Origin of the sequence: Streptomyces sp. NPDC001231, from assembly GCF_042896885.1 — a bacterium.
Lineage (GTDB): Bacteria > Actinomycetota > Actinomycetes > Streptomycetales > Streptomycetaceae > Streptomyces.
On the sequence record NZ_JBIAXS010000054.1, the window covers coordinates 1 to 26,124 of the forward strand.

The window sequence follows — 26,124 nt, forward strand, 5'->3', positions numbered from 1 at the left end:
GTGAATTACTGCCCCTCACTGTTCGGGTTCCGGGAGTCGGTGGCGGTGTACGGCTCCAGCTCGTCGGGCCGGAAGTAGTGGAAGCGGCCGTACCAGGTGTGCAGTTCGGCCGCGGGGTCGTCGTCGAGGGTGACGGCGAGGTGCACGCTGCCGTCCACGTCGTGGAAGACCGCGGCCACACGCGCGGTCCGTCCGGCCAGGAACATGTCCTGGGCGTCGGCACCCCGGCCCCGCGGACGCAGCCGGACACGGCTGCCGCCTCCCACGGGAACGCCGTCGACGAGCACCGTCTCGGTGGTGGGGGAGAGGCCGTCGTCACCGCCCTCCTGCCACCAGGCAGGCCGCTCCGCGGCGAAGTCCCCCAGGGCGGCGGGCGCGGCGGGGGCCGCGGGAGCCAGCGAGCGGATGGCGCCGTGCAGCCGGGAGAGGACCTCCGGCGGCATGCTGTCCACCCGGTCCAGGATCTCGGCGGCGCGCGGGTCGGTGGCGCGTGCCTCGCGCTTCTCCTCGTCGGTCAGGAGCATCGTCCGCAGCGTCAGGATCTCGTCGATCTCCGCCGCGTCGTGCAGGTCGCCCGGACTCTCGGGCGCGACCTGGGGACGGTCGGGCAGGATGATCGGCGCGGAGAGCAGCACGGGTCCGGTGGCGCCGTCCGGCGACCGGGCGTGGTCCGCGGTGCCGGTGCCGTCGCCCGCGGCGGGCGGTTCGCCGCCGAGGACGGGGAAGGTGAACGCGTTGCGGCAGTCGCGGGCGTGCTCCAGCAGGTCCGCGGGCGGGTCGGTCAGCGAGACGAACTCCACGTCCGTGCCGCCGACGAGGGTGTGCGTGGCGATGAGCGCCTGGCGCAGTGCCGCGTCACGCGGGACCCGCGGGTCCGCCGCGTGTCCGGTGTTCTCGGTGCGCACGCGCAGCCGGACCAGTCCGTCCGCGAGACGTTCCGCCGTGAGCGTGGTGTCCGCCCGGACCTCCGCGCGCCGCCGTACGATCCGCCCGGCGCCTCCGGGCAGCGACTCGCTCTCCTCGCCGCCCGCCGTTCCCACCGGGGCGGTGCACTCCCGCCGCAGCAGGTCCTCCAGCGGCACGACGAGGTCGGTCTCGCGTGGCACCGCCTCGTCGAAGGTCAGATGCGTCGTGCCGTCGCCGGTCCGCAGCGACTCCACGGGGTGGTGCCCGCCGTCCGGGCCGGTCTCCTCCACCTGCTTGTGCTGCGTCTGGAGGTAACGCACCCTGATCCACAGCACGGCGTCGGGCCCGTGGACCCTCAGCAGGCACTCGGTTTGCTGGTACCAGGAGTCGGCGGAGCCGGACACGCCGACCGTGACGGGTCCGTCGTGCTCCACCCAGTTGCGCGGCAACAGCACCCCGAACTGCCACCGGACGCGGTTCTTGGGGGAGGAGCGGCGGTACGGATAGAGCAGGTAGCCCTCGTAGAGGACGGCGTCGGCGACCGCGCCCACCTGCTCGAAGGGCCGCCCGCCGGAGCCGACCGGCACGGCACCGTCGCCGCCCACGGCACCCTGGACCACAGCATCCGGCATCTGGCTCTCCTCCGACTCGCAGGTTCGCCATGCCTTCCACCACGCACCCACCGCTCACGCGCCATCTCCCCCTCCTGCCCAGCGCTCTTGGGCCGTCCGGGGGAGCGGCGGATTCCCGGACGCGGACGTCCGCTCAGTCCGGCAGGCGTGGCACGCGCAGGGCCAGCAGGGCCACGTCGTCGTCGTAGCCGTCCTGGCGGCCGAGCAGCGCGTCGCACAGCGCGTCCAGCGGGGCGGAGGCCAGGGCGGCCGCTTGGTCCGCCAGGTCCCGCAGGCCGGCGTCGATGTCCCGGTCGCGGCGTTCGATCAGGCCGTCGGTGAACAGCAGCAGGGTGCTCTCCGGGGGCAGCGGCTGCCAGTGGTCGGGACGGGGCAGGCCCGGTTCGACGCCGACCGGGATGCCGTGCGTTTCGGGAGCGAGGCAGTGCGCCGTGCCTTCGGCGGTGATCAGCAGCGGCGGCGGGTGCCCCGCGTTGGTCCAGCGCAGGGCGTACCCGGTGTCCGGTTCCCGCTCGATGCGGGCCAGGACCAGGGTGGCGGCCGGCGGATCGCTGAGCGCGGTCAGTGCCCGGTCGAGCCTGTCCACGATCATGCTGGGCGGCCCGCACCGGTCGAAGGCCAGGGCCCGCAGCATATTGCGGATCTGCCCCATCATCGGCGCCGCCTCCACGTCGTGGCCGGTCACGTCACCGACGACAACGAGGACCGACCCGTCGGGCAGCCCGAGGGCGTCGTACCAGTCACCACCGAGATGGGGAAGCTCGGACGCCGGCTCGTAGCGGGCCTCCACCCGCAGTGGGGACAGGTCGGGCAGCACCGGCAGCAGACGGCGCTGGAACTGTTCGGCGGCCCGCTTGAGCCGCCCATACAGGCGGGAGTTCTCGATGCTGACACTCGCGGCGCTGGCCAGCGCGGTCAGCAGGGCCTCGTCGGCGTCGGCGAAGGGCGTGCCGTCCTCCTTGTCGGCCAGGTAGAGATTGCCGTAGACGGTGTCGCGCACGGTCAGCGGCACCCCGAGCAGGGTGGTCATGACCGGGTGGCCGGCCGGGAAGCCGACCGCGCGGGGATCGGCGGCGATGGCGTCGACCCGAAGCGGCTTGGGCTCCTCGATCAGCCTGCCCAGCAGTCCATGGCTCTGCGGGAGCCCGGACTCGGCCAGGAGCCGCTCGGCGTCGACGACGCCCACGGTGATCAGGTCGACGATCTTCCCGCTCTCGCCGAGCACGCCGAGGGCGCCGTAGCGCGCGGCGACGAGATCGGTACCCGCCTGCACCAGGTGCCGCAGCACGGTGCGGGTGTCCATGTCGGCGCTGATGGCCACGACCGCGTCCAGCAGACGGTGCAGCCTGCGGCGGTCCAGGCTGAGCTGCCGGATCTGGGCGCTGAGCTCCTCGAAGGCCTCACCACCCGGTGTCAGGCCGCTTCCCTGGACGGCGGCGTCCCCGTGGCCGGCCGCCTCTTCCGGCTCCGGCCGCCATGGATCGTCCGACATGGGGCACCTCCCGGGCAGGGCCGGTGCTCGTCCTCACCGTCCGGGCCCGGCAGGGCCACCTTACGCCGGGCCGGAGGGGGGTGGCTTCCCCCGCCCGCCACCAGCCGGAGGGGGAAAGCCCGAAGGTGGCGGCGCACCGGCGTACGCTACGGAACTGCCCAGCTCAGCTCCCCTCGTGAGGAAGAGTCACAGCGATGCAGAAGATCTCCCTCGACGCCCTCGCACGCGAGCACCTCGGACGGGCCGAGGCGTCCTCGGCCGGCCGCAGCGCGGAGACCGTCTACGGCGGCCACGAGCACGTACTGCGCCAGACCCTCATCAGCCTGCGCGCCGGCACGGCCCTGGCCGAGCACGACAACCCGGGCGAGGCGACCGTGCTGGTGCTGCGCGGACGGGTGCTGCTGCGCAGCGGCGACACGTCGTGGGAGGGCATGGCGGGGGACCTGCTCATCGTGCCGCAGGCCCGGCACAGCCTGGAGGCCCTGGAGGACGCCGCGGCCCTGCTGACGGTCACCAGGACGTCCTGACCCCGGCGGTCGCCCGCGGCGGTCGGCGGATGGCCGCGTTCCATCAGCCTCGGCTCGGCGGTGCCGGGCCGAGGCGGAAGCCGAACCCCACACCTCTCCTTATTTTTACGAATAGCACATGTGATAATTGTGGATCGCCGGGGTGTGGCGTGGGCGGCGAGCGAGAACGGGGAGGGGACAGCCGTGGCACAGTCGAGCCTCCTCACCGTCCAGCTCGCCGTCGAACAGGACGTGCCGCTGCCCGCGCTCGCCCTCCTGCCCGGCGCCGACCTGCCTCTCCTGACCGCGGACTTCGAGACCCTGCTCGAGGGCGGCCGGCTCGACCGGCCCGCCGTCGTCGACGTCACCTCGAACCCCCACGGCAGGCGCCCCCGCGCATCTTCGCCCGCCTGGGGCCCGGAGAAGCGTTCACCCTGGTCGACAACCACGACCCCGAGCCGCCGCGCCGCGAGTTCGAAGCCACCCTTCCCGGCGTGTTCACCTGGGACTACCTCGAATCCGGGCCCATGCGACGGCAGGTGCGCATCGGCCGGAGGGCGCCTGAGGCCCGACCCCTTCGTCCGCCGCCGGACGGAACGGCTCACGGCGTCCGGGCAAGGGTGAGGACCCGTACCCCGGCCAGGACGTATAGCCCGTGGCCGCTGCGGGTACCCGAGCGGCGGCCGCGAGGAGATGAGGAGCGCGTGATGGCTCCCGCGAAGCAGAGGACGGCGGCGTCCGCACGTACCGGACGGCGGGCGCCGGCCCGTGCCACCAAGCGGTACGACGCGGTGCCCGAACTTGACGGTGAACCCGACCTGCTCGGTCAGTACCTGCGCCAGATCGGGGCGACACCGCTGCTCGACGCGGAGGGCGAGGTGCGGCTCGCCCGGCGCATCGAAGCCGGTCTGCAGGCCATGGCGGAACTGCGGCAGGCCGACGAGGACGGCCGTGAGCTCGCGCCGGAGCGCCGGCGGGAACTGGAGGCCGCCACGCGGGACGGCCAGGAGGCCAAGGACCACATGGTGCGGGCCAACCTCCGGCTCGTCGTGGCGATGGCCAAACGCCACGCCCACCGCGGGCTGCCGCTGCTCGACGTCATCCAGGAGGGCAACCTGGGGCTGATCCGGGCCGTGGAGAAATTCGACCACACGAAGGGGTTCAAGTTCTCCACCTACGCCACCTGGTGGATCCGCCAGGCGATGGAGCGCGGCCTCGCCACGCACGCGCGTTCCGTGCGGCTGCCGATGCACGTCGTGGAGCAGTTGCAGAAGCTCGCCAAGATCGAACGCAAGTTGCAGCTGAGCCTCGAACACGAGCCGACCGTCGAGGAGGTCGCCCGCGAGAGCGGCCTCGCCGAGGACAGGGTCGTCTGGCTGCGCCGCGTCGGCCGGCAGGTGATCAGCCTGGACATGCCGGTGGACGACACCGGCGAGACGGTGGTCGGCGACCTCATCTCCGACACGGAGGTGTTGCAGGCCCCCGAGGTCGCCGAGTACCAGGCACTGGCCGAGGAACTGCGTGAGGCCGTCGACACACTGGCGCCGCGCGAGGCCCTCATCCTCAGCCTGCGGTACGGCCTGCACGACGGGCACCAGCGCACCCTGAACGAGGTCGCCCAGCACGTGGGCCTGACCCGTGAGCGCGTGCGCCAGCTGGAGAAGCAGTCACTGGCCCAGCTGAGGGAACAGGAGCCGGGCGAACGGCTCCTGGCGTGGGCGAGCTGACGCGCCCGCGCAGAACGTGCGCCCGGCACGATCACCGGGCGCACGGCTCCACTCCGGCCGCCGCGGACCGAGGCGACGGCCTTCACCAGCGGTACCAGCGGCCCCTCCGGCCGCCGCTGCCCGCGGGCCGTACGACGAAACCGAGCAGCCACAGCACGAGCACGATGATCGCGATCCACCACAGCGCCTTCAGGGCGAACCCGATGCCGAAGAGGACCAGAGCGAGCAGGAGAACGAGCAGCAAGGGAACCATGAGTATCAACCTCCGGAGACACCGAATGCCCGGCATGCGCGGGAAAACACCCCGGGAAATCCGGTGTTTCCACATCTGAGGCAGGGGAACTCGTGTGTGCTGCCCGCGCCCCGGTCGGTGCCGGTCGGGCGCGGTCGGACGCGGTGGTGCGGGGACGTCCGGCGGCGTGGCGTTCCGGGAGGTGCGCACCGCGCGGTGAGGATGGCGTCCGGCATCGGGTCGGCTCGGGTGCGCAGATACCGGAGGCAGAGGTGACGGTGCGTCGTATCGGTCTGGTCGTCCATGGCGGGCGCGGTGCGGCCGCGGCCGCCGCCCGCACCGTGCGCGAGTGGTGCGACGAGCACGGCGTGGGGTGCGCGGACATCGACGTGTGGCACGAAGGAGAGCGGCGCAGCTCCCGGGAGGAGGTCGAGGTCGCGGGCGACCCGGACCTCATCGTCACCCTGGGCGGCGACGGCACGTTCCTGCGCGGTGCCCGGCTGGCCGCCGTGAACGACGCCCTGGTCCTGGGCGTCGACCTCGGCCGGGTGGGTTTCCTCACGGAGGTGCCCGTCACGGTCGTTCGTGCCGCGCTGGACGCCGTCGTCGCGGAGCGCCTCACGGTGGAGAGCCGGATGATGCTCACCCTGCGCGCCTCGCGCCGCCTGGAGGTGCCCGCCGACATCGAGGAGCTGATGCGCTACGGTCGCCGCCCGCTGCTGCCGCCGCCGCGTGTCCGCGCCGACTGCCAGGCGGGCGGCGACTGGGGCATCGCGATGAACGTCACCGCGCTGAACGACGTCGTGGTGGAGAAGCTGGCCCGGGACCGGCAGGTGTCCGTCGGCGTCTACCTCGCGGGCCGGCTCCTGGCGTCCTATTCGGCCGACGCGCTGCTGGTCGCCACCCCCACCGGCTCCACGGCCTACAGCTTCGCCGCCGGGGGCCCGGTCGTCTCGCCCCGGGCGGACGCCCTCGTCTTCACCCCGGTCGCCCCGCACATGGCGTTCAACCGCTCGGTCGTGGCCGCGCCGGACGAACCGATCGGCATGCGCGTCCTGGAACGCTCGGGCCAGGCCGCCGTCAGCATCGACGGCCAGTTGCGCGGTGTGCTCGACCCCGGCGACTGGATCGGTGTCTACGCCGCCCCGCGCCGGCTGCGGGCCGTCCGGCTGGGCCCCATGGACTTCTACGGCCGTCTGCGCGACCGCATGAACCTCACCGACGCCCCGGCCGCGGTCGCCGACGGCACCCCGGCCCCCCTGTGGCCGGTGACGTCGCCCCGGCCGGCGGACCTCGACCACCTGGCCCTGCCGGCCCGCCCCGGCGACCCCTCACAGGTCCCGTGATCCCGCGGCGAACCGGCCGCCGCGGGCCCGCCCGAGCCGGTGGGCGAGTTCGTCCGCGCACGGGCGCCCACCGGTACGAGCCCGCCGGGAGCTCGGCCGGTCGGCTGGGGCATGTCGGGGCGGCCGCGATGCCGTCGGGTCGACCGGATCGGCGCGGGCAGGCCGGTCCGGGCGCGCGGGTGGGTCGGTTCGCGCGTGCCTGCGTGGTGCGTCGGGCTTGCGGGGTTGACGGGGCATGACCAGGTGGCCGGAACACCGCCGGCGTCGAACCGGACCCGCACAGGCGCCGACCGGCAGCGGAACCGTGCGCACCCGGGCGGCGGAGCCGGACGCGCCGCTGTGCCGAGTCGTGCCCGAGCATCGGGCGCGGACGGCCGGCCTCGGTCACGCTCCGTGTCGCTGCTCGGGGGCGGGCTCGGAGGGGAGGCGGTGGGCGGCCAGGGCGGCCAGGTCGTCGTCGAGGCTTCCGCCGCTGTAGGCGAGCAGGTCCGCGTGCAGGTGCTCCAGAAGCTCGCCGGGCGGAAGGCCTGCCCAGGGCCGGACGCGATCGGTGAGCGGGTAGAAGGCGCCTGCGGGATCGCGGGTCTCGGTGACACCGTCGGTGTACAGCAGCAACTCGTCGCCGGGCCGGAAGGGCTCGACGTCCACGTGGTACCCGCCGCCGAGCAGCCCCCCGAGGTTGATGGGCGGCGAGGGCTCGGTCGCCTCCAGTTCGGTGACCCGGCCTCCGCTGACGAGCAGCGGAGGGGGGTGGCCGCAGTTGACGAGACGCACGACGTGCTCGTCGTCGGGGATCTCCGCGAACACCGCCGTCACGAAGCGCTCGGCCGCCTCCGCGCCGGGCAGCTGCGCGGCATACCGGCTCATGCTGCGCTCCATGCGCCGGGCCAGAGCCGCCAGATCGGGCTCGTCGGGCGCGGCCTCACGGAAGGCTCCGAGCATCGTCGCGGCCGTCTCCACGGCGACCAGGCCCTTGCCGCGGACGTCGCCGATGAGCAGACGCACTCCGTGCGCGGTCGCCACCGCCTCGTACAGATCGCCGCCGATCTGCGCCTCGGCCGCCGCGGAGAGGTACAAGGTCTCCACGGAGACCTGGCCGAGACGGTGGGGGACCGGGCGCAGTAACACGCGCTGCGCGGTCTCCGCCACGGAGCGCACCGTGGCGAGGGTGTGCTCCCGGCGTGCACGGTGCGCCGCGAGGATCGTGCCGAGGATGCCCACCACGAAGGTGCAGACGTAGTTGGCCACGTAGTGGCGGTCCCACAGATTGCCCACCGAACGTCCCGCACAGCACGGGGTGCCGGCCAGGACGCCCTCCAGGGCGATGGCGAACACCGTGACGCCGGCGACCACGCCTGGGCCGTACCCGAAGGCGGCCACCAGCGGCAGGGCGGTGAGCACGAAGCTCACCGGCCACAGCGCCGGGGTTACCGGTTCGACGGCGAGGACCACCACGACGTAGAAGACCGGCAGCCAGCGCAGCCACAGGGGCTGTGCGGGCACCGGCGACTGCGTCCTCGGCGGGCGCGGCGTACCGGTCCCCTCGCCCGTGCCGCGGCCGGGCCGTCTCACCGCTCGCCCCGGCGGTACCCGGGAGGCGGCGGGAGCGTGGCGGGTCCGGGCGGGCGCACGGCGGTGCGGCCCGGCTCCGGGCGACGGTCCTCGCGGAAACACTCAGGCGGCCTGTTCACAGGTACTCCCGGCGGGCTTGATCAAGACCACCAGCGTGCTGTGTGGCACCGTCACCGCCTCGGCATTGCTCCAGGCAAGGGCATGTCAGCGAGGCCGGAAGCCGCCGCGGACGGGGCACGGCCGGGGCGCCCCGCGAGGTGCGCCCCGGCCGTGCGTGAAGTGCCCGGGCCCGGTTCAGGACGCCGTGCAGGCTCCCAGCGTCGGTGTGGAGTTGTTGCCGTTCTTCACCGCGGTGAAGCCGAAGCTGGTCGAGGCGCCCGCCGCGAGACTGCCGTTGTAGGAGGCGGCGCGCACGGTCATGACGTTGCCGCTGCTGTCCCAGCCGGCGGTGCCGTTCCACAGGGTGGCGACCTTCTGCGGCGGGGTGAAGGTGAGCGTCACGGACCAGCCGTTGATCGGGGCGGAGCCCGCCTTCACGACGACCTCACCGTTGTAGCCGTCGTTCCAGTCCGAGGTCCTGGTGAAGGAGACCGTGCAGGAGGCGTTGCCGCCCGGGTTGCCGCCGCCACCGTCTCCGCCCCCGCCCGAGCCGCCGAGCGCGGCGAGGGCCGCGTCGTACGCGGGCTTCTTGCCGTAGTTGGAGTCGAACAGCAGGGGAGTGCCGCTGCTGCGCCACGAGTACTTGTCGGTGATCCCCCAGACGGTGAGGCCCGTGCAACGGGTCACCGCCAGGCAGGCCTTGACGACGTTCGAGTAGTTGTTGGCCTGGGCGGTGCCGGAGCCCTCGATGTCGAGCTCCGTGATCTGCACGTCCACCCCGAGGTCGGCGAAGCGCTGCAGATTGGCCTGGTAGTCGGACGGAACGGGGGAGGCGCTGTTGAAGTGGGACTGGAAGCCCACGCAGTCGATCGGCACGCCACGGGACTTGAAGTCCTTGACCATGGCGTAGACCGCGTTGCTCTTCGCGTTGACGCCGTCGGTGTTGTAGTCGTTGTAGCAGAGCTTGGCGTTCGGGTCGACGCTGCGGGCCGTGCGGAAGGCCTCCTCGATGAAGCCGCTGCCGAGCTTGTCCGCGAACGGGGAGCTGCGCAGGGCCCCGCTGGAGCCGTCCTGGTACGCCTCGTTGACCACGTCCCAGGCGTAGATCTTGCCCTTGTAGTGCTGCATGACCTGGGTGATGTGGTTGTTCATCGCCGAGCGCAGGTCGGTGGCGCCCAGACCGGAGACCCAGGAGGGGAGCTGGGAGTGCCACACCAGCGTGTGCCCGCGGACCTTCATGTTCAGGCTCTGCGCGTGGCTGACGATCTGGTCGGCGGAGCCGAAGGTGAACGTGTTGCGGGTGCCCTCGGTGGCGTCCCACTTCATCTCGTTCTCGGGCGTCACCTGGTTGAACTCGCGGTCGAGCGTGCCGGCGTAGGCCGATTCGCCGAGGTGGTTCGCGGCCACGGCGGCACCGAAGTAACGGCCCTTTCCGGCCGCGGCGGACCCCAGTGTGTCGGCGGCCGCGGCGGTGTGCGACAGGGCCGTGACGGTGGAAGCGGCGAGCAGGACGGCCGTGAACGCCTGCGCCGCCCGTCTAGGCATGGGCATGCCATCTCCGTTTCTCGAAAGTTTCGCTGCCAAGGTCGAATGTGACGCGCAGGTTACGAACAGAACGGAAGCCGGTCAACGGTTCGCGCATGCCGTAATGAGGGATGGCTGAAGCTCGACCTCCCGCTGTTCCTTTGTGAGTTGCAGGCGATCCCAGTGGTTGACGCGGCTGTGCGGCACCTCTAGCGTGACGCGGCGCCTTCCCGAAATCGATTCGAAAGTTTCGAAGCAAAGGACGACGACATGCCCCGAACCCGAAGAAGGCCCGGACTCCGCACCTTGCTGACGGCCCTGCTCGCGGGTCTGACGCCCCTGCTCGCGGCACTCCTGCTGGCCGTGCCGAGCGCCCACGCGGCCTCCCTGACGGAGGTGACCGGGTTCGGCGCGAACCCGAGCAACCTGCGCATGTACGTCTACCGCCCGGACAGCGCGCCGGTCCGGCCCGCGGTGCTCGTGGCCGTGCACTACTGCACCGGCTCCGGGCCCGCGTTCTACTCGGGCACCGAGTTCGCCTCGCTGGCCGACCGTTACGGCTTCCTCGTCATCTACCCCTCGGCCACGCGCAGCGGCGGCTGCTTCGACGTGTCCTCGCCGCAGGCGCTCAAGCGCGGCGGCGGGAGCGACCCGGTCGGCATCATGTCGATGGTCACCTACGCCCAGCAGCACTACGGGGCCGACCCGGCGCGCGTCTTCGTGACCGGCGCCTCCTCGGGGGCGATGATGACCAACGTCCTGCTCGGCGACTACCCCGACGTGTTCAAGGCCGGCGCCGCCTTCATGGGCGTGCCCTTCGGCTGCTTCGCCACCACCGACGGTTCCGAGTGGAACAGCGCCTGCGCGAACGGCACCGTGATCAGGACACCCCAGCAGTGGGGCGACCTGGCCCGCGGCGCCTACCCCGGCTACAACGGCCCCCGGCCGCGCATGCAGGTGTGGCACGGCACCGATGACACCACCCTGCGCTACCCGAACTTCGGTGAAGAGATCAAGCAGTGGACCGACGTCCTGGGAGTGAGCCAGACTCCCGCCTTCACCGATCACCCGCAGTCCACCTGGACCCGTACGCGCTACGGCGGCACCGGCACCCAGGCGCCCGTCGAGGCCGTCAGCATCCAGGGCACCGGGCACACCCTGCCGACCTCGGGCATGGCCGCCCGTGCCATCTCCTTCTTCGGGCTGGACTCCACGACCACACAGCCGCCGACCGACCCGCCCACCACACCGCCGGCGCGCGCCTGCCGGGTGGCGTACACGACCAGCGCCTGGAACACCGGGCTCACCGCGTCCATCACGGTGACCAACACCGGCACCGCGCCGATCGACGGATGGGCGCTGGCCTTCACGCTGCCGGCCGGACAGACCATCACCTCCGGCTGGAACGCGACCTTCTCCCCGACCAGTGGGGCCGTCACCGCCCGCAACGTCGCCTACAACTCCACCCTGGCCCCCGGAGCCTCCACCACCCTGGGCTTCCAGGCCAACCACACCGGAAACACCGGCAGTCCGGCGTCCTTCACCCTCAACGGAGCCGCCTGCCAGGTGAATTGAGAAACCGGCCGTCGTCCTCGCCGAACGGGCGGACAGCACCGCCCCACGGACGCGCCCCGGCGCCTCGAAACGGCCCTCGAAACGGCCGTAGGGGCAGCCGGGGCGCGGGGCGGCCGGGCTCGGTGGAGTCCGGCCGCCCCGTCCACGAACCCTTCGGCGCGGGTCAGCCGAGCTTTCCGGTGCGGGCGGACTGCCACAGGTCGACGCCGCCGTCGGTGGCGTACTCGTCGATCTCGGCCAGCTCCTCGGCGCTGAAGTCCATGCGGTCCAGCGCGGCCACGTTCTGCTCCAGCTGCTCCACCCGGGAGGCGCCGATCACCAAGGAGGTGACGCGCTCGTCGCGCAGCGCCCAGGCGAGCGCCATCTGGGCGAGGGTCTGCCCGCGGCGGGCCGCGATGTCGTTCAGGGCCCGCAGCCTGCGCAGCATGTCCTCGGACAGCCAGGCGGTGTCGAAGGAGGTGCCCTGCGCGGCCCGTGAGTCCTCCGGCACGCCGTCGAGGTAGCGCCCGGTCAGCAGCCCCTGGGCCAGGGCGGTGAAACCGATGACGCCGAAGCCCTCCTCCTCCGCGGTCTCGAGCAGCCCCTCGGTCTCGATCCACCGGTTGACCATGCTGTACGAGGGCTGGTGGATGAGCAGCGGGGTGCCCAGCTCGCGCAGGATGGCGGCGGCCTGCCGGCTGCGCTCGGCGTCGTAGGAGGAGATGCCGACGTACAGGGCCTTGCCCTGGCGGACGGCGGTGTCCAGCGCGCCCATTGTCTCCTCCAGCGGCGTGCTCGCGTCCAGCCGGTGGGAGTAGAAGACGTCGACGTAGTCCAGGCCCATGCGCTTCAGCGACTGGTCCAGGGAGGCGAGCAGGTACTTGCGGGAACCGCCGCCCTGGCCGTAGGGGCCGGGCCACATGTCCCAGCCCGCCTTGGTGGAGATCACCATCTCGTCCCGGTACGGCGCGAGGTCCTGCTTCATCAGACGCCCGAAGTTGATCTCCGCCGAGCCGTAGGGCGGGCCGTAGTTGTTCGCCAGGTCGTGATGGGTGATGCCCAGGTCGAAGGCGCGCAGGGCGATCTCGCGCTGGGTCTCGAAGGGCCGGTCGTCGCCGAAGTTGTGCCAGTAGCCCAGGGACAGGACGGGCAGGTCGAGCCCCGATTGGCCGGTGCGCCGGTAGCGCATGGTGCCGTCGTAACGCTCAGGATCCGCGACGTAGGTCATCGGGTGGTCTCCGGGTGGTGCGATGAAGGGGCGTCTCCCCGGGATCGAGGCGACGCCCCCACCTTGCTCCAGCATGATCCTGAAGTCCAACCGCTGCGTTCCATCGGACTCAGCGCCGGCGCTTCTGAATCGGGCGTAGGGGCCGTGGCTCAGGAGGCGCGGGGCGGCGCGGTGAGGTGCTCGCCCAGCTGCTCCACGAGCTCGCTCATCGTGTGCCCGACGAGCCCGGCGTCAGCGTCCTCGGTGGTGATCAACGCCAGATGCGCGCCCTCGCCGGCCTCGACGATGAACAGCACCCCTCCGTAGAACTCGGTCATCGCCGAGCGGACGCCGCCGGTGCCGTCGCCGAACTCGGTGGACGCGCCGTGCGACAGCGACTGGATGCCCGCGGCGATCGCGGCGAGCTGGTCGGCCTGATCGGGGGTGAGTTCCGGGGTACGGCACAGCTTCAGTCCGTCCCGGGACAGCACCAGCGCGTGCCGCGCGCCCGGGGTCCGCTCCAGCAGGCCCTCCAGGAGCCAGGTGAGCTTGTCGTCGGCGGTGGTCTGGCCGGTCATGAGGTGGTTCGCCTTCCGGGTGCTCGTACGGGTGGGAGTGCGGGGAGCCGGCTGCGTCGGCGGGGTGGCGGCGTCGAGCGCGGTCCGCCGCCTCGGGGCCGGCTCGGAGGCCTGGCACTCTCCGGTGACACGTGTTGCCCAACTGCCGGTCACTATACGAGCCTTGGTGATCATCTTGGCAAGCCCTGGGGTGAATATCCCTGATGGCCCCGTTCAGTTGCGGGCCTGGGCCTGGACCATCCGGCCGAAGCGGTGAGCGGTGGGCGAGGCGGGGACACGGCGGATGGCGATCAGGGCCACGTCGTCGTCGAGGCCCCCGCCGGTGTGGGCGAGCAGGTCGCGCTGGACGTGGTGGAGCAGGGACTCCGGGGAACCGTCGGCCCACTGGGCCGTCCGCTCGACCAGTGGGTAGAAGACGCCGCGGCCGTCACGGGCCTCGACGGCCCCGTCGGTGTAGAGCAGCAGGGTGTCGCCGAGGCCGAAGGGCAGTACGTCGACGACGGAGCCGTCGGGGTCGGTCAGGCCGACCCCGAGTGGCGGGGCGGACGTGAGATCCGGCATCGTCACCGATCTGTCCAGTCTCAGCAGCAGCGGTGCCACATGGCCGCAACTGGTCAGCCGTACGACCGGCTCGTCGTCCGGGATCTCCAGCAGCAGAGCGGTGACGAAGCGCTCCCCGGCCTCCTCCTCGGGCTCGAAGTCGGAAAGGTAGCGGGTGATGCTTCGCTCCAGGGAGGCGGCGAGCGTGGGCAGGGAGGCGTGGTGATGGGCGGCCTCGCGGAAGGCGCCGAGCAGCAGGGCCGCCTCGCCGATGGCGGGCAGCCCTTTGCCGCGTACGTCGCCGATCATCACCCGGGCACCGCTGTCGGTGCGGGCGGCCGCGTAGAGATCGCCGCCGATCGACGCCTCGTCCTCCGCGGCCAGATAGAGAGAGGCGAGCTGAAGCGGGCCGAGCCGGGTGGGCAGGGGCCACAGCAGCACCCGCTGCGCGGCTTCGGCGACCGACCGGACCTGGGCCAGCTCGCGCGCGCGGCGGTCGCGGACCGCGCACAGGGCCACGACCAGCAAGGAGAGCACCGCGAGGGCGATCATCTGCACGGACACTTCCCGCGACGGCAGGATGCCCAGCCGCCAGCCCGCGAATCCCTGGGCCGCCACCGCGGCGGCACCGATGACCCCTGTGATCCACGGTCCCTCGAACCAGGCGGTGATCGCGGGGGCTATGACCAGCAGCGGGCCGAGCACGATGTCGGAAGGGGCCACGATGTCGGACACGGTGATGAGGACGATGAGCGCGACCGGGATCAGCAACAGTATGTGACCCGACTGCCACCCCTGCGCCCGGTCGGCGAAACGCCCCTGCCAGGAACTCACGCCTACCACAGTGCACCGCTGCGGCACGGGGTGCGAGTGCAGTAACCCGGTCCACGGGCCGGGCACGACCCCTGGGCCGGCTGCCGCGGACGCGTCCCGCCGCCGCATGGCCGGGCGTCGGGCCCGGGAAGGCGAAAGCCCCGGCATGTCCTTGGCGCCCGGCGCCTGTTCGGGTGGCACCCGCCGCCCGGCGGCAAGGGATCGTGGGCGGTTCGACCCGGGGGGTGGCGTGCGTGGGCGGGGTTCCGTTGTGGTGTCGGCGATGTGGGCCCGGGGGGTCCGTCGCGCTTGTGCACCTCGTCGCCATGGTCTCGCCGGCGCCGAGGTGGCCGTCGGTCACCTGGACGGCCACCGTGCCGGTCGGCGGCCATCGCCCGCCCCGCCCACGACCGGACAGGCCGCGCGGGTCCAAGCCGGTACGCGGGCTCATCGAGGCCGGGCCCTGCCCCGCGGGGTGAGGCAGCCGCCCCCGGCACCCGCGGTCGCGGCGTGGGCCGGAAGGGCCGGGTGGGCGTGGACGGCCTCGTTTCGCGCGGCCGGACCCGCGATGCCCGTGGCGGTCACCGGTGTGCCCGCCGCACCGGCGACCCGGTCGGCGTGACCGCTGCGGTGACAGGCCGCTCACCCGGCCCCGGCGCGGAAGGAGGCGTCGCCGGTCCGTTCACCATGCCATCGCGTCCAGCAGTGCCTCCGGGTCCGGCTCCGGGCGGCCGTCCAGGCTCAGCTCCGCCCAGATCACCTTGCCGTGCGGCACATAGCGCGTGCCCCACCGGTCCGCGAACTGCGAGACCAGGAACAGGCCGCGGCCGCCCTCGTCGGTGGTCGCCGCGCGCCTGAGGTGCGGCGAGGTGCTGCTGCCGTCCGACACCTCGCAGATCAGCGTGCGCCCGAGCAGGATCCTGACCCGTACCGGCTCGGCGCCGTAGCGGATGGCGTTGGTCAGCAGCTCGCTGAGCACCAGTTCCGTGGCGAAGCAGGACTCCTCCAGCCCCCAGTCGCGCAGCCGGCGGGTCACCTCGCCGCGCACCCGGGAGACCGCCTCCACGTCCAGCGGCACGTCCCAGACCGCCACCCGCGACGGATCGATCAGCCGCGTCCGGGCGACGAGCAGAGCCACGTCGTCGCTCGGATGCTCCGGCAGCATGACCTCCATCAGCGCCTGGCAGGTCTCCTCCGGCGTCCTGTCCGCGGGCGCGACGGCCTCGGCGAGCATCGACAGCCCCTCGTCGATGTCCCGCCCGCGGTCCTCGATCAGACCGTCGGTGAACAGCACGAGCCGGCTGCCCTGCGGCAGGCTCAGCTCACCCGTCTCGAACGGATGCCCGCCCACCCCCAGCGGCGGTGCCAGGGGAAGGTCCGGGAAGGTCACCCGGCCCATGGGGTCCACCACGGCCGGTACGACGTGCCCGGCGCGGGAGATGGCGCAGTGCCCGCCCACCGGGTCGTAGATGGCGTACAGGCAGGTGGCGCCCGTGACCGTGGACACCTCGCCGTCCGCGCTCGCGGTCTGGGTGTCCAGCCGCATCACCATCTCGTCCAGATGACCGAGCAGTTCGTCGGGAGGCAGGTCCAGGGACGAGAAGTTCAGCACCGCCGTGCGCAGCCGGCCCATCGTCACCGCCGCGTGCAGCCCGTGCCCGACGACGTCGCCGACCACCAGCGCCACCCGGAAGCCGGGCAGGGGGATGACGTCGAACCAGTCGCCGCCGACCCCGGACTGGGCCGGCAGATACCGCCACGCCACCTCCAGCGCGTCCTGGTCGGGCAGGTCCCTGGGGAGCAGACTGCGCTGAAGCGTCACCGCCATCGCGTGCTCGCGGGAGTAGCGGCGCGCGTTGTCGATCGCCACCGCCGCCCGGGCCACCAGCTCCTCGGTGACCGCGACGTCCTCCTCCTCGAACCGGGCCGAGCCGGCGCCCCGCCAGAAGTTGACCATGCCGAGGAGCACGCCCCGCGCCCTGAGGGGCACGGTGATCAGCGAGTGGATGCCGTGGTCGAGCACGCGGACCGCGCCCTGGGGATCCCGGGACCGCCAGTCCTGCGCGCGGTGCAGATCCGGCACCAGCACCGCCTCGCCGCGCCGCAGCGCCGCCCCCATCGACGTGTCGGCCACCACGAACTCGATGAGGTCGCCCACCGGCTGGAGCGGGCTGTGCGTGTCCGCCCCGTACAGCGCGGTGCGGCGCATCCGGTGCGCCGATCCGGTGGGTTCCTCGCCGCGCAGCACGCACTCCAGCAGTTCCACGGTGACGATGTCCGCCGCCCGCGGGACAGCCACCTCGGCCAGTTCCTGAGCGGTACGCCGTACGTCCAGCGTCGTGCCGATGCGCACCCCGGCCTCGTACAGCAGCGTCAGGCGTTCCCGGGCCAGCTCGGCCCGGCCCGACAGGGCGCGCAGTTCGGTGGTGTCACGGAAGCTGGCCACCAGGCCCGGAGTGTTGCCGTACGGGGCGGTGCGCCGGGTGTTGACCGCCAGCATCCGGTCCCCGGCCGGGAACACCGCGTCGGACGCGACCGCACCCGACTTCAGCAGCCGAGTCATCTCCGGCCCCAGGCCCAGGTCCGTGACGTGCCGCTGGTCGGCGTCGTGGGGGAGGTCCAGCAGCCGGCGCGCCTCGTCGTTGGCGAGCAGGATCCGTCCGTCGGCGTCGACGATCAGCACGCCCTCGCGCACCGCGTGCAGGACGGCGTCGTGGTGCTCGTACATGCGGGTCATCTCGGTCGGGCCGAGACCGCGGGTCTGGCGGCGTAGCCGCCGGCTGACGAGGAAGGTGCCGCCGGTCGCGAGCACCACGGCCAGCGCCGCCGCGTCCAGCACCATCGGTATCTGCTGGTCCAGCAGGTGCCCCAGGGTCTGGAACTCGATTCCCGCGGTGACGATGCCGATCACGTGCCGGCCGGCGCCCACCACGGGCACCACCGCGCGGACGGAGTCGGTGGGGCTGCCGTGGAACGTCTCGGTGAAGGTCTTGCCCGCGATGGCCCGGCCGATCTCCTGCGCCGGGGTGCCGATCAGCTGTGGTTCCGGGTCGGTGAGCCGCACGCCCCGCCTGTTCAGTACGGAGATGTAGTCGACACCGGAACTCAGCTGCGCCTTCTCCGCCGGGATCTTCAGCAGTGCCGACGGATCGGGCGACTGGAGGGCCACTGCCGTACCGGGTGCCTGAGCGAACGCCTCCGCGACGGCCAGGGAGCGCGCCTTGGCGCTGTTCTCCCCGTCGTACCGCCGCTGGAGCACCACGGCGGTGGCGGCCGCGGCGACGAGCACCAGTATGACGATCACCTGCAACAGGAAGACCTGCGCCGCCACCGTGCCGGGCCGCCAGGACGGTGGAAAACGAAGTCCGGTCGCGCTCCGGGCCGTCCAGGTCACCGGACGGCGGCGGGCCTGATCGTCCGCACGCCGCTCACCGAACGGCGGTTGCGCTGCCCTCCGGGGCTGGCGGGAACAACCGACCATGTTGTCATTTCTAACACCGCGCTTCCCTGCCGTGCGACCGGTTTGTCCGATCGATCCCCTTGTGGATCGGTGGTTTCGCCTAGATTTCGTCAGGCAAGGGCTGTTCCGTCCAGATGGTCTTGCCGGAGCCGGTGTACCGGGTGCCCCAGCGCTGGGCGAGCTGGGCGACCAGGAACAGGCCGCGTCCGCCCTCGTCGGTGCTGCGCGCGCGCCGCAGGTGCGGGGAGGTGTGGCCGCCGTCGGAGACCTCGCAGATCAGGGTGCGCTCGTGGATGAGCCGCAGATTGATCGGCCCGTGGGCGTGGCGGATGGCGTTGGTGACCAGTTCGCTGACGATCAGCTCGGTGGTGAAGGCCAGCTCCTCGAGGTTCCACTGGGACAGCCGGTCGCTGACGTCGTCGCGCACCACGCGCACGGCCGACGGGTCGGCGGGTACGTGCCAGGACGCCACGAGGTCGGGGCTGAGGACACGCGTCCTGGCGACGAGGAAGGCGATGTCGTCCCGCGGCCGGTCCGACAGCAGGGCGCGGACCATGATGTCGCAGATCTCCTCCAGCGGCCGGTCGGGGTGGGCCAGGGCGAAGCACAGCCGCTCGATGCCGACGTCGACGTCCTGGTCCGACGCCTGGATCAGCCCGTCGGTGTAGAGGGCGACGACGCTTCCCTCCTCCAGCGGGATCTCGGCCGACTCGAACGGCAGGCCGCCCAGCCCCAGGGGCGGGCCGGCGGGGATGTCGGGGAACTCCACGGGCTCGGTCAGGTGTGCGACGGCCGGGGTGGGGTGTCCGGCGCGGGCCACGACCATCGTCCGTGCGATGGGGTCGTAGATGGCGTACACACAGGTCGCGCCGGCCGCCGCCGGGCCCTCGGCGGCCGCCTCGGCCTCGTCCGACAGACGCATCACCAGGTCGTTCACGTGCGCCAGCAGTTCGTCCGGGGACTGATCCAGGTCGGCCAGAGTCTGCACGGCGGCGCGCAGCCGCCCCATGCTGGCGGCGGCGTGCAGGCCGTGCCCGATCACGTCGCCCACCACCAGCGCGACCCGGGCACTGGAGAGCGGGATGACGTCGAACCAGTCCCCACCCACCCCCGACTCCGCGTCGGCGGGGAGATAGCGGTGGGCGACCTCGACGGCGTTGTGCGGGGGCAGGTTGGGCGGCAGCAGACTGGTCTGGAGGGTGAGCGCGGCCTGGTGCTCGCGGGCGAAGCGCCGGGCGTTGTCCACGCACACGGCGGCCCGTGCCACGAGATCCTCGATCAGGAGCTGGTCGTCCTCGGTGAAGGGATCGGGGTTCTCCCAGCGCAGCAGGGTCACCACGCCCATCGTGACGCCGCGGGCCCGCAGCGGCAGCACCAGGTGCGTGTGCACGCCGAACCGGTTGATCCCGGTCCACCGCACCGGGTCGTCGGGGAGCCAGGGCGTCCCGGGGCCGAGGGCCTCACGGCTGGGTTCCCCGGTGGCCAGGCAGCGGTTCTGCAGGGACCCCGGCGGGTACCGGATGGGTTCGCCGACCTCGGCGATCACCTTGGGCAGGTCCGGCCGGATGGACAGATGGGCCGCCCGGCGCAGGGTGACCGGGCCGCCCGGCGAGCGGGTGGGCGGGCCCTTCCCCGTGGTCGCGACGTCCAGGAGGTCGATGGCCACGAAGTCGGCGAGCTGCGGGACGGCCACCTCCGCGAACTCGCGGACCGTGCGGTCGAGATCCAGCGTGGTTCCGATGTGTTCGCTGGCGGCGTTCAGCAGTACCAGCCGCTCGCGGGTCGGGTCCTGGACGGTGACGCCCCGGGCGGCGTAGCAGAGCCCGAGCGTTCGGCCCGCGTCGTCGTGCAGCGGGAAGAAGGAGCGCGGCGGGGTGCGCTCGCGGCCGAGCCGGCCCGTCCTGCCGTGCCGGGGCGGCGTGTGGGTGACGGTGACCTGGGGCTGCCCGGAGACCAGCGTCCGCCGGGCGTGCCGGGTCACGACCGGCGACGGCCTGCCCGCGTCGGTGCCGGTATCGGTGATGCGGATCGCGTCTGTACCGGCGGGGGCGGTGCCGGTCGCGTGGGTTTCGGGAGGTGTGCCGGCCGGGACGCCTGCCCCGAGGACCAGCCAGTCGCGGCGGCCGTCGGCGGCGAGCAGAGGGCATACGCGCACGGTGAGCCGCACCGCGTGACCCGCGCGGTGGCGGACCGTGACCAGCGCGTTCCCGGCGCGGTCGCTCCGGTGCAGCCGGGACATCGCGGCGGTCGGGTCGCGGCTGCGCAGCAGCGCCCGCGCGGGATGCCGTACGACGGCGGCGGCGGAGTAGCCGAGCAGGTCCTGGGCCCCCTGGCTCCAGTAGGTGATCAGCCCGTCGGCGTCGACGACCGCCACCGCCGTGGTCGTGATGAGCGGATCGCCCGGACTGCCGCCGCTGACGCCATTGACGCCCATGCCTTCACCCTCATCCACGGGCAGGACCCCCACCGGCCATGTTGCCATCGGGGGCGGTGTCCCGCCGCCCGGGAAACAGGGAGCGCGGGGAGGTGGGCGACGCGGGCGGAGCGGGGAGGTGGGCGACGCGGGCGGGACGGGCAGCGCGGGCGGGTCGGTCCGCGGGGCCGGCTACGCTCCCGCAGCCAGTGCCTTCAGCGGCTCGTCGGTCAGCCGGTACACCGTCCACTCGTCCTGCGGGCGTGCCCCCAGGGCCTCGTAGAAGCCGATCGCCGGCCGGTTCCAGTTCAGGACCGACCACTCCAGGCGTTCGTACCCGCGTTCGACGCACACCCGGGCCAGCTCCGTCAGCAGGGCCCGGCCGTGCCCGCCGCCGCGGGCCTCCGGGCGGACGTAGAGGTCCTCCAGGTAGATGCCGTGCACGCCCCGCCAGGTGGAGAAGTTGAGGAACCACAGGGCGAAGCCCACCGTTTCGCCGTCCTCGTCCTGCGCGATGTGCGCGAACGCCGCGGGGTGCTCGCCGAACAGTGCCTCGGCGAGCTGCCGCGGTGTCGCCCGTACCTCGTCCAGGGCCTTCTCGTACTCGGCCAGTTCGCGGATCAGGGCGTGGATGACGGGGACGTCGGCGGGGGTCGCGGTGCGGATCATGGGGCGCAGTCTCACACACCGCGTCCCGCCGACGGACAACGGGTGCGGATCAGACCGCGGGCGCCGGGTAGGTCGGGTACTCCACCCCGGAGACGTACTGGACGACGCGGATGACCTGGCAGGAGTAGCCGAACTCGTTGTCGTACCAGAGGTAGAGGATCGCGTTGTCGCCCTCGACCTTGGTGGCGCCGGCGTCGACGATCGAGGCGTGGCGCGAGCCGATGAAGTCGCTGGAGACCGCGTCGGGGGCGCTGGTGAAGTCGATCTGACGCTTGAGCGGCGAGGTCAGCGACACGTTGCGCAGGTAGTCCAGGACCTCCTCGCGGCTGGTCGCGCGCGCCAGTTGCAGGTTGAGGATCGCGATCGAGACGTCCGGCACCGGCACGCGGATCGAACTGCCGGTGATCTTCGCCGTGAGGTCGGGCAGCGCCTTGGCCACGGCGGAGGCGGCGCCGGTCTCGGTGATGACCATGTTGAGCGGCGCGGAGCGGCCGCGGCGCTCGGCCTTGTGGTAGTTGTCCAGCAGGTTCTGGTCGTTGGTGAACGAGTGGACGGTCTCCACGTGGCCGCGCAGCACGCCGTACTCGTCGTCCATCGCCTTCAGCGGCGGGACGATCGCGTTGGTGGTGCAGGAGGCGCAGGACAGGATCTGCTCGTCCGGCTTGATGGTGTCGTGGTTGACGCCGTGGACGATGTTGGGGACGTCGCCCTTGCCCGGCGCGGTCAGCACGACCTTGTCGATGCCGGGGCGCAGGTGCTTGGACAGGCCCTCGCGGTCGCGCCACTTGCCGGTGTTGTCGATGAGGATGGCGTCCTTGATGCCGTACGCCGTGTAGTCCACCGACGTCGGGTCGTCGGCGTAGATCACCTTGATCTCGTTGCCGTTGGCGACGATCGTGCTGTTCGCCTCGTCGACGGTGATGGTGCCCTGGAACTGGCCGTGGATGGAGTCGCGGCGCAGCAGCGAGGCCCGCTTGACGATGTCCTCCTCGCCGCCTCCGCGCACGACGATGGCGCGCAGGCGCAGGCCGTTGCCGGAGCCCGCCTTCTCGATGAGCAGGCGGGCCACGAGCCGGCCGATGCGGCCGAAGCCGTAGAGGACGACGTCGCGCCCCTCGCGGCGCTCGATCTTGTTGGCGCCGGTGGCGCCGGCGACGGCCTCGGCGGTGAACTCCTCCACCGGAAGGCCGCGGTCGTCCTCGCGGTACGTCGCGGCCAGCATGCCGATGTCTATCTGGGACGGCCCGAGGTCGAGCGTGGCCAGGGCCCGCAGGAAGGGGAGCGTCTCGGTGACGGACAGCTCCTGACCGGCGATCTGACGGGCGAACCGGTGGGTCTTGAGGATGCTCACCACCGACTTGTTCACCAGGGAGCGGCTGTGGAGGAGGACGGTGACGTCCCGCTCCCGGTGCAGCTTCCCGATCATCGGGATCATCGATTCCGCGATCTCTTCGCGGTGCTTCCAGTTGGTGAACGAGTCGTCGTTGACAGTCACAGATTTATCTTTCGAGCTAGGCGGCGCTCATATGCTAACCCCATGGGTTGTCGATCATGACAGTGGGCCGTACCCGCTGTCGTGCGGGGTACGGCCCATGGTCGGGATTCCTCTGTGGTCGGTGGATACGGGCCCTCCGTCGTGGCTGGTGGGTGCCGGTGTCCCCGGGTCACCGGTGGGTGCGGCGGGTGGGTCCGGTCACCGGCGGGTGCGGCGGGTGAGTCCTACGGTCAGCCCCATGGCGGCGAGCCCCAGCAGGGCTGTGATCGCGCCCAGCCAGCAGTTGTTCCAGATGACGCCGGCCCGGGAGCCGTGGGCCGCGGGCACGACCCAGGGGGAGATGACCAGCCACACGCCGAGCGGGGCGAGGAGCCATGCCAGGCGGAACATGCGCTCGGGGGCCAGGGTGAGGCCGAGGCCGATCAGGGCGACCGTGATGCCGATGATCAGGTTGTTGACGGTGAGGCTGGGCTGGGCGGCGAAGTGCACCACCCACGGGGAAATCGCGGCGTAGACACCGGCCAGCACGATCAACCCCTCGATGACGATCGCCCGGTTGCTGGCGGCCGTACGCTCGAGGCGTTCTCGCATCTCGGCGATCTCCGGGTGCGAGCTCATTCCGGTGGAGTGCTGCGGATACGACATCACTGCCGTCTCCTCTCCATGAGGTTGCCAGTGTGGAGTTCTCCTATAAGCCAATTTCCCCCTTATGGGGGGTTTATATGCGCTTGCCCGCCTTCTTGCGGTGAGTTGCGTCACAGTGCGCGCCCAGTGCGGGGAGTGCGCATCCGTCTGTCAATCTTGTCGGGTGTGCGTCAAGAAGGCGCCGCTGACGTGCAGGGATGATTTGGGGAGGGCGAGTGACGGGGCCAGAGGTACCCGACGAATATCTGACGGGGTACGCGCAGATCCTGGCCGACGTCTGTGCCACCGGACGCCGCCTGACCCGGGACGAGCTGGACCTGCTGCGCGCCCACGGGGAGCGGGCGGCGGAGGCCGGCCACGGACTGCGCAGGCTCGTCCGCCGGCACCTCTCCGAGGCGAGGGCCTTCGCGCCCGCGCTGGCGTCCGCCGGCGTCGAACAGGTCCTCACCGCGGTGGAGCAGGCCGTCGACGCGTTCGCCGAGGGTCACGACCGGGCGCAGAAGCTCGCCATGCGCAAGGAGGAGGCCGCCCGCCGGGAGTTCATCGACGACCTGCTCTACGGCCGCAGCGACCTCGGGCGGCTGGGCGAACGCGCGGAACGCTACGGGCTGCTGTTCTCCCGCGCCCACGCGGTGGCCGTCGCCCAGGGCGGGGAGCCCGTCGACGACACGCACCCGGCCGCCCGGTACGTCGAGACCGAGGTGGTCGCCCGGTTCGGTGACCGGCGCATCCTGCTCACCACCAAGGACGGCCGGCTCATCTGCATCGCCCCGGGCGACCAGGACGACGTCCTGGCGTTCTTCGCCAAGCAGGCGTACGCCTCCACCGACGGCGGCCGGGTCGCCATCGGACGCCCCCACCCCGGCGCCGGGGGAGTGGTCCACTCCTACGAGGAGGCCCTCAACGCCCTGGAACTCGCGGACCGGCTGGACCTCCAGGAGCCCGTCCTGCGGTCTGCCGACCTCCTGGTGTATCCCGTGCTGACCCGCGACCGGGAGGCCATGGCCGACCTGGTCCGCGACACGCTGGGCCCGCTGACGACCGCCCGCGGCGGCGCCCAGCCGCTCCTGGACACCTTGATCGCCTACTTCGACGCCGGCTGCACGGCCGCGGAGGCGGCCCGCCGCCTCAACCTCAGCGTGCGCGCCTTCACCTACCGCCTGGAGCGCATCCACAAGCTGACCGGAGCCGACCCGGCCGACCCCATGCACCGCTACACCCTCCAGACCGCCGTGATCGGCGCGCGCCTCCTCGGCTGGCCCACCGCCGAGCTCTGACGGACCCCGGTCGAGGAGCGCCGTCCGCCCGGCGACGGCGCCGTTCACTCCACTGCCCGTACACAACGAGCGGTGCTCCCGGACCGGTGTGAGCCTGGTGAAGGGATTCGGTGGGTGCGTCGCGCCGCCGTGGCCCGGAGGACCACGCGTTCTCCCCGGTCGGTCCGGCCGGTACCGCGACGTCCGTCCCGGCATGCCGCGGCCTCCGGGCCGCCGCCTGCGACCGACTCCCCCACCGACTCCATGGGAGGCCGACGACATGACGACCCAAGGCGGTACCACTGAAGTCAGCCGGGAGCCTGCGACGCCCCAGGAGCGTGCGGGTTTCGACGAGATCACCATCCTCTGGATCTCCGAGGGCATGAGCTGCGACGGCGACACCGTCTCGCTGACCGCCGCCGACCAGCCCTCCATCGAGGACCTGGTGCTGGGGCTGATCCCCGGTCTGCCGAAGGTGAACCTGGTCAACAAGGTGCTCTCGCCGAGCCTGGGCGGCGAGGACTTCCTCGCCCCGTACCGGGCCGCGGTACGCGGTGAGCTGACCCCGTTCATCCTCGTCATCGAGGGTTCGGTCCCGAACCAGCGGATCATCGACGGGGACGGCTACTGGACGTCGTTCGGCAACGACCCGGACACCGGCGAACCGCAGACGCTGAACTGGTGGATCGACCAACTCGCTCCCCGGGCCTGGGCCGTGGTCGCGGCCGGCACCTGCGCCACCTACGGCGGCATCCACGCGATGGCGGGGAACCCCACGGGCTGCATGGGGCTGGCCGACTACCTGGGCTGGGACTTCAAGGCGGAGAGCGGCCTGCCGGTGGTGAACGTGCCCGGCTGCCCGATCCAGCCGGAGAACTTCATGGAGACCCTGATCTGGGTGCTCTACCACGCGGCGGGGACGGCGCCCGCGCCGCCGCTGGACCACATGCTGCGCCCGCAGTGGCTGTTCGGAAAGACGGTGCACGAGGGCTGCGACCGGGGCTCGTACTACGAGCAGGCGAGCTTCGCCATGGACTACAACTCTCCCAAGTGCCTGGTGAAGACGGGCTGCTGGGGTCCGGTCGTGAACTGCAACGTGCCCAAGCGCGGCTGGATGGCGGGCATCGGCGGCTGCCCCAACGTCGGCGGCATCTGCATCGGCTGCACCATGCCGGGCTTCCCCGACGCGTTCATGCCGTTCATGGACGAGCCGCCCGGCGGCACCCTGTCGTCGATGCTGGTCAAACCCTACGGGGCGGTCATCCGGCGACTGCGCGGCCTGACGAACGACATGGTGAACCACGAGCCCAAGTGGCGCCACAACAAACGCAAACTGACCAGCGGTTTCGACCCGCACTGGCGTCCCTGAGGGCGTGGGCGGCGCACATCCCGCCGCCGCGCCGACCGACGGCAAGCCCGCTCTCCCAGCCCGCAGCGAGGAACGAGGTTCAGACCGAG

20 protein-coding genes and 1 pseudogene are annotated in these 26,124 nt (G+C 72.1%); 7 read left to right on the forward strand and 14 right to left on the reverse strand.

What is annotated here, in order from left to right; genetic code table 11:
• Positions 1–5 precede the first annotated feature (5 nt).
• Both ACFY3J_RS37620 and ACFY3J_RS37625 read right to left on the reverse strand, forming a co-directional pair.
• The gene (locus ACFY3J_RS37620; RefSeq protein ID WP_390842781.1) at positions 6–1,538 is read right to left on the reverse strand and encodes a hypothetical protein; all 1,533 of its coding nucleotides are present in this window, start codon (positions 1,536–1,538) and stop codon (positions 6–8) included.
• A gap of 133 nt (positions 1,539–1,671) precedes the next feature.
• Positions 1,672–3,030 carry a PP2C family protein-serine/threonine phosphatase gene (locus ACFY3J_RS37625; protein ID WP_390842782.1) on the reverse strand — a complete coding sequence of 453 codons (1,359 nt, stop codon included), beginning with the start codon at positions 3,028–3,030 and terminating at the stop codon, positions 1,672–1,674.
• A 194-nt stretch (positions 3,031–3,224) separates the two neighbouring features.
• Here ACFY3J_RS37625 and ACFY3J_RS37630 point away from each other — a divergent pair, with 194 nt between their 5' ends.
• Positions 3,225–3,557, forward strand: coding sequence for a cupin domain-containing protein (locus ACFY3J_RS37630; protein ID WP_390842783.1), 333 nt, complete (start codon positions 3,225–3,227; stop codon positions 3,555–3,557).
• A 105-nt stretch (positions 3,558–3,662) separates the two neighbouring features.
• Here ACFY3J_RS37630 and ACFY3J_RS37635 read toward each other — a convergent pair whose 3' ends face one another.
• Entirely contained in the window at positions 3,663–3,917 is a 255-nt protein-coding gene (locus ACFY3J_RS37635; RefSeq protein ID WP_384187523.1) for a hypothetical protein, read from the reverse strand.
• A 53-nt stretch (positions 3,918–3,970) separates the two neighbouring features.
• On the opposite strand from ACFY3J_RS37635, the pseudogene ACFY3J_RS37640 reads away from it, so the two are divergent.
• Positions 3,971–4,030, forward strand: a pseudogene (locus ACFY3J_RS37640) (hypothetical protein); the annotation flags it as partial.
• Between the two features lie 213 nt (positions 4,031–4,243).
• Complete coding sequence (locus tag ACFY3J_RS37645) at positions 4,244–5,263, forward strand: sigma-70 family RNA polymerase sigma factor (protein ID WP_384187520.1); 1,020 nt, start codon at positions 4,244–4,246, stop codon at positions 5,261–5,263.
• Positions 5,264–5,345: 82 nt separating this feature from the next.
• Here the strand turns inward: ACFY3J_RS37645 and ACFY3J_RS37650 are convergent, their stop codons facing one another.
• The gene (locus tag ACFY3J_RS37650; protein ID WP_225080860.1) at positions 5,346–5,516 is read right to left on the reverse strand and encodes a hydrophobic protein; all 171 of its coding nucleotides are present in this window, start codon (positions 5,514–5,516) and stop codon (positions 5,346–5,348) included.
• Between the two features lie 251 nt (positions 5,517–5,767).
• Between ACFY3J_RS37650 and ACFY3J_RS37655 the strand changes: the two genes are divergently transcribed.
• Positions 5,768–6,841, forward strand: a complete 1,074-nt coding sequence (locus ACFY3J_RS37655) for an NAD(+)/NADH kinase (protein ID WP_384187484.1) — start codon at positions 5,768–5,770, stop codon at positions 6,839–6,841.
• Between the two features lie 384 nt (positions 6,842–7,225).
• Here ACFY3J_RS37655 and ACFY3J_RS37660 read toward each other — a convergent pair whose 3' ends face one another.
• Both ACFY3J_RS37660 and ACFY3J_RS37665 read right to left on the reverse strand, forming a co-directional pair.
• Complete coding sequence (locus ACFY3J_RS37660) at positions 7,226–8,344, reverse strand: PP2C family protein-serine/threonine phosphatase (RefSeq protein WP_384187487.1); 1,119 nt, start codon at positions 8,342–8,344, stop codon at positions 7,226–7,228.
• Between the two features lie 363 nt (positions 8,345–8,707).
• Positions 8,708–10,057 (reverse strand): endo-1,4-beta-xylanase, encoded by a 1,350-nt coding sequence (locus ACFY3J_RS37665; protein WP_390842784.1) that lies wholly within the window; start codon positions 10,055–10,057, stop codon positions 8,708–8,710.
• 249 nt (positions 10,058–10,306) lie between these two features.
• Between ACFY3J_RS37665 and ACFY3J_RS37670 the strand changes: the two genes are divergently transcribed.
• Positions 10,307–11,611: a PHB depolymerase family esterase gene (locus ACFY3J_RS37670; protein ID WP_390842785.1), complete on the forward strand. Its 1,305-nt coding sequence runs from the start codon at positions 10,307–10,309 to the stop codon at positions 11,609–11,611.
• A gap of 163 nt (positions 11,612–11,774) precedes the next feature.
• Here the strand turns inward: ACFY3J_RS37670 and mgrA are convergent, their stop codons facing one another.
• The 8 genes from mgrA to ACFY3J_RS37710 all read right to left on the reverse strand — a co-directional run bounded on the left by mgrA (position 11,775) and on the right by ACFY3J_RS37710 (position 23,410).
• Complete coding sequence (gene mgrA / locus ACFY3J_RS37675) at positions 11,775–12,818, reverse strand: L-glyceraldehyde 3-phosphate reductase (protein ID WP_390842786.1); 1,044 nt, start codon at positions 12,816–12,818, stop codon at positions 11,775–11,777.
• Positions 12,819–12,967: 149 nt separating this feature from the next.
• Positions 12,968–13,375 carry a roadblock/LC7 domain-containing protein gene (locus tag ACFY3J_RS37680; RefSeq protein ID WP_384187497.1) on the reverse strand — a complete coding sequence of 136 codons (408 nt, stop codon included), beginning with the start codon at positions 13,373–13,375 and terminating at the stop codon, positions 12,968–12,970.
• Positions 13,376–13,588: 213 nt separating this feature from the next.
• Positions 13,589–14,749, reverse strand: coding sequence for a PP2C family protein-serine/threonine phosphatase (locus tag ACFY3J_RS37685; RefSeq protein ID WP_390842787.1), 1,161 nt, complete (start codon positions 14,747–14,749; stop codon positions 13,589–13,591).
• 661 nt (positions 14,750–15,410) lie between these two features.
• Positions 15,411–18,209, reverse strand: a complete 2,799-nt coding sequence (locus ACFY3J_RS37690) for a SpoIIE family protein phosphatase (protein ID WP_384187503.1) — start codon at positions 18,207–18,209, stop codon at positions 15,411–15,413.
• A 79-nt stretch (positions 18,210–18,288) separates the two neighbouring features.
• Complete coding sequence (locus tag ACFY3J_RS37695; RefSeq protein WP_390842788.1) at positions 18,289–20,622, reverse strand: SpoIIE family protein phosphatase; 2,334 nt, start codon at positions 20,620–20,622, stop codon at positions 18,289–18,291.
• A gap of 171 nt (positions 20,623–20,793) precedes the next feature.
• Positions 20,794–21,270, reverse strand: a complete 477-nt coding sequence (locus ACFY3J_RS37700) for a GNAT family N-acetyltransferase (RefSeq protein WP_384187509.1) — start codon at positions 21,268–21,270, stop codon at positions 20,794–20,796.
• Between the two features lie 49 nt (positions 21,271–21,319).
• Positions 21,320–22,765, reverse strand: a complete 1,446-nt coding sequence (locus ACFY3J_RS37705; RefSeq protein ID WP_384187512.1) for a glyceraldehyde-3-phosphate dehydrogenase — start codon at positions 22,763–22,765, stop codon at positions 21,320–21,322.
• Between the two features lie 198 nt (positions 22,766–22,963).
• Positions 22,964–23,410, reverse strand: coding sequence for an SPW repeat protein (locus tag ACFY3J_RS37710; protein WP_141367194.1), 447 nt, complete (start codon positions 23,408–23,410; stop codon positions 22,964–22,966).
• A gap of 197 nt (positions 23,411–23,607) precedes the next feature.
• Between ACFY3J_RS37710 and ACFY3J_RS37715 the strand changes: the two genes are divergently transcribed.
• Both ACFY3J_RS37715 and ACFY3J_RS37720 read left to right on the forward strand, forming a co-directional pair.
• A complete protein-coding gene (locus ACFY3J_RS37715; protein WP_390842789.1) occupies positions 23,608–24,687 on the forward strand; it encodes a PucR family transcriptional regulator in 1,080 nt (359 codons plus the stop codon).
• Between the two features lie 259 nt (positions 24,688–24,946).
• Complete coding sequence (locus ACFY3J_RS37720) at positions 24,947–26,035, forward strand: hydrogenase expression protein HypE (RefSeq protein WP_384187517.1); 1,089 nt, start codon at positions 24,947–24,949, stop codon at positions 26,033–26,035.
• Positions 26,036–26,124 lie beyond the last annotated feature (89 nt).

Bases quoted from the DNA above. Each gene is read 5' to 3' on its own strand.
- ACFY3J_RS37620 (WP_390842781.1), bottom strand. From the start codon at position 1,538: ATGCCGGATGCTGTGGTCCAGGGTGCCGTGGGCGGCGACGGTGCCGTG.
- ACFY3J_RS37625 (WP_390842782.1), bottom strand. From the start codon at position 3,030: ATGTCGGACGATCCATGGCGGCCGGAGCCGGAAGAGGCGGCCGGCCAC.
- ACFY3J_RS37630 (WP_390842783.1), top strand. From the start codon at position 3,225: ATGCAGAAGATCTCCCTCGACGCCCTCGCACGCGAGCACCTCGGACGG.
- ACFY3J_RS37645 (WP_384187520.1), top strand. From the start codon at position 4,244: ATGGCTCCCGCGAAGCAGAGGACGGCGGCGTCCGCACGTACCGGACGG.
- ACFY3J_RS37650 (WP_225080860.1), bottom strand. From the start codon at position 5,516: ATGGTTCCCTTGCTGCTCGTTCTCCTGCTCGCTCTGGTCCTCTTCGGC.
- ACFY3J_RS37665 (WP_390842784.1), bottom strand. From the start codon at position 10,057: ATGCCTAGACGGGCGGCGCAGGCGTTCACGGCCGTCCTGCTCGCCGCT.
- ACFY3J_RS37670 (WP_390842785.1), top strand. From the start codon at position 10,307: ATGCCCCGAACCCGAAGAAGGCCCGGACTCCGCACCTTGCTGACGGCC.
- mgrA (WP_390842786.1), bottom strand. From the start codon at position 12,818: ATGACCTACGTCGCGGATCCTGAGCGTTACGACGGCACCATGCGCTAC.
- ACFY3J_RS37680 (WP_384187497.1), bottom strand. From the start codon at position 13,375: ATGACCGGCCAGACCACCGCCGACGACAAGCTCACCTGGCTCCTGGAG.
- ACFY3J_RS37690 (WP_384187503.1), bottom strand. From the start codon at position 18,209: ATGGTCGGTTGTTCCCGCCAGCCCCGGAGGGCAGCGCAACCGCCGTTC.
- ACFY3J_RS37695 (WP_390842788.1), bottom strand. From the start codon at position 20,622: ATGGGCGTCAATGGCGTCAGCGGCGGCAGTCCGGGCGATCCGCTCATC.
- ACFY3J_RS37700 (WP_384187509.1), bottom strand. From the start codon at position 21,270: ATGATCCGCACCGCGACCCCCGCCGACGTCCCCGTCATCCACGCCCTG.
- ACFY3J_RS37710 (WP_141367194.1), bottom strand. From the start codon at position 23,410: ATGTCGTATCCGCAGCACTCCACCGGAATGAGCTCGCACCCGGAGATC.
- ACFY3J_RS37715 (WP_390842789.1), top strand. From the start codon at position 23,608: ATGATTTGGGGAGGGCGAGTGACGGGGCCAGAGGTACCCGACGAATAT.
- ACFY3J_RS37720 (WP_384187517.1), top strand. From the start codon at position 24,947: ATGACGACCCAAGGCGGTACCACTGAAGTCAGCCGGGAGCCTGCGACG.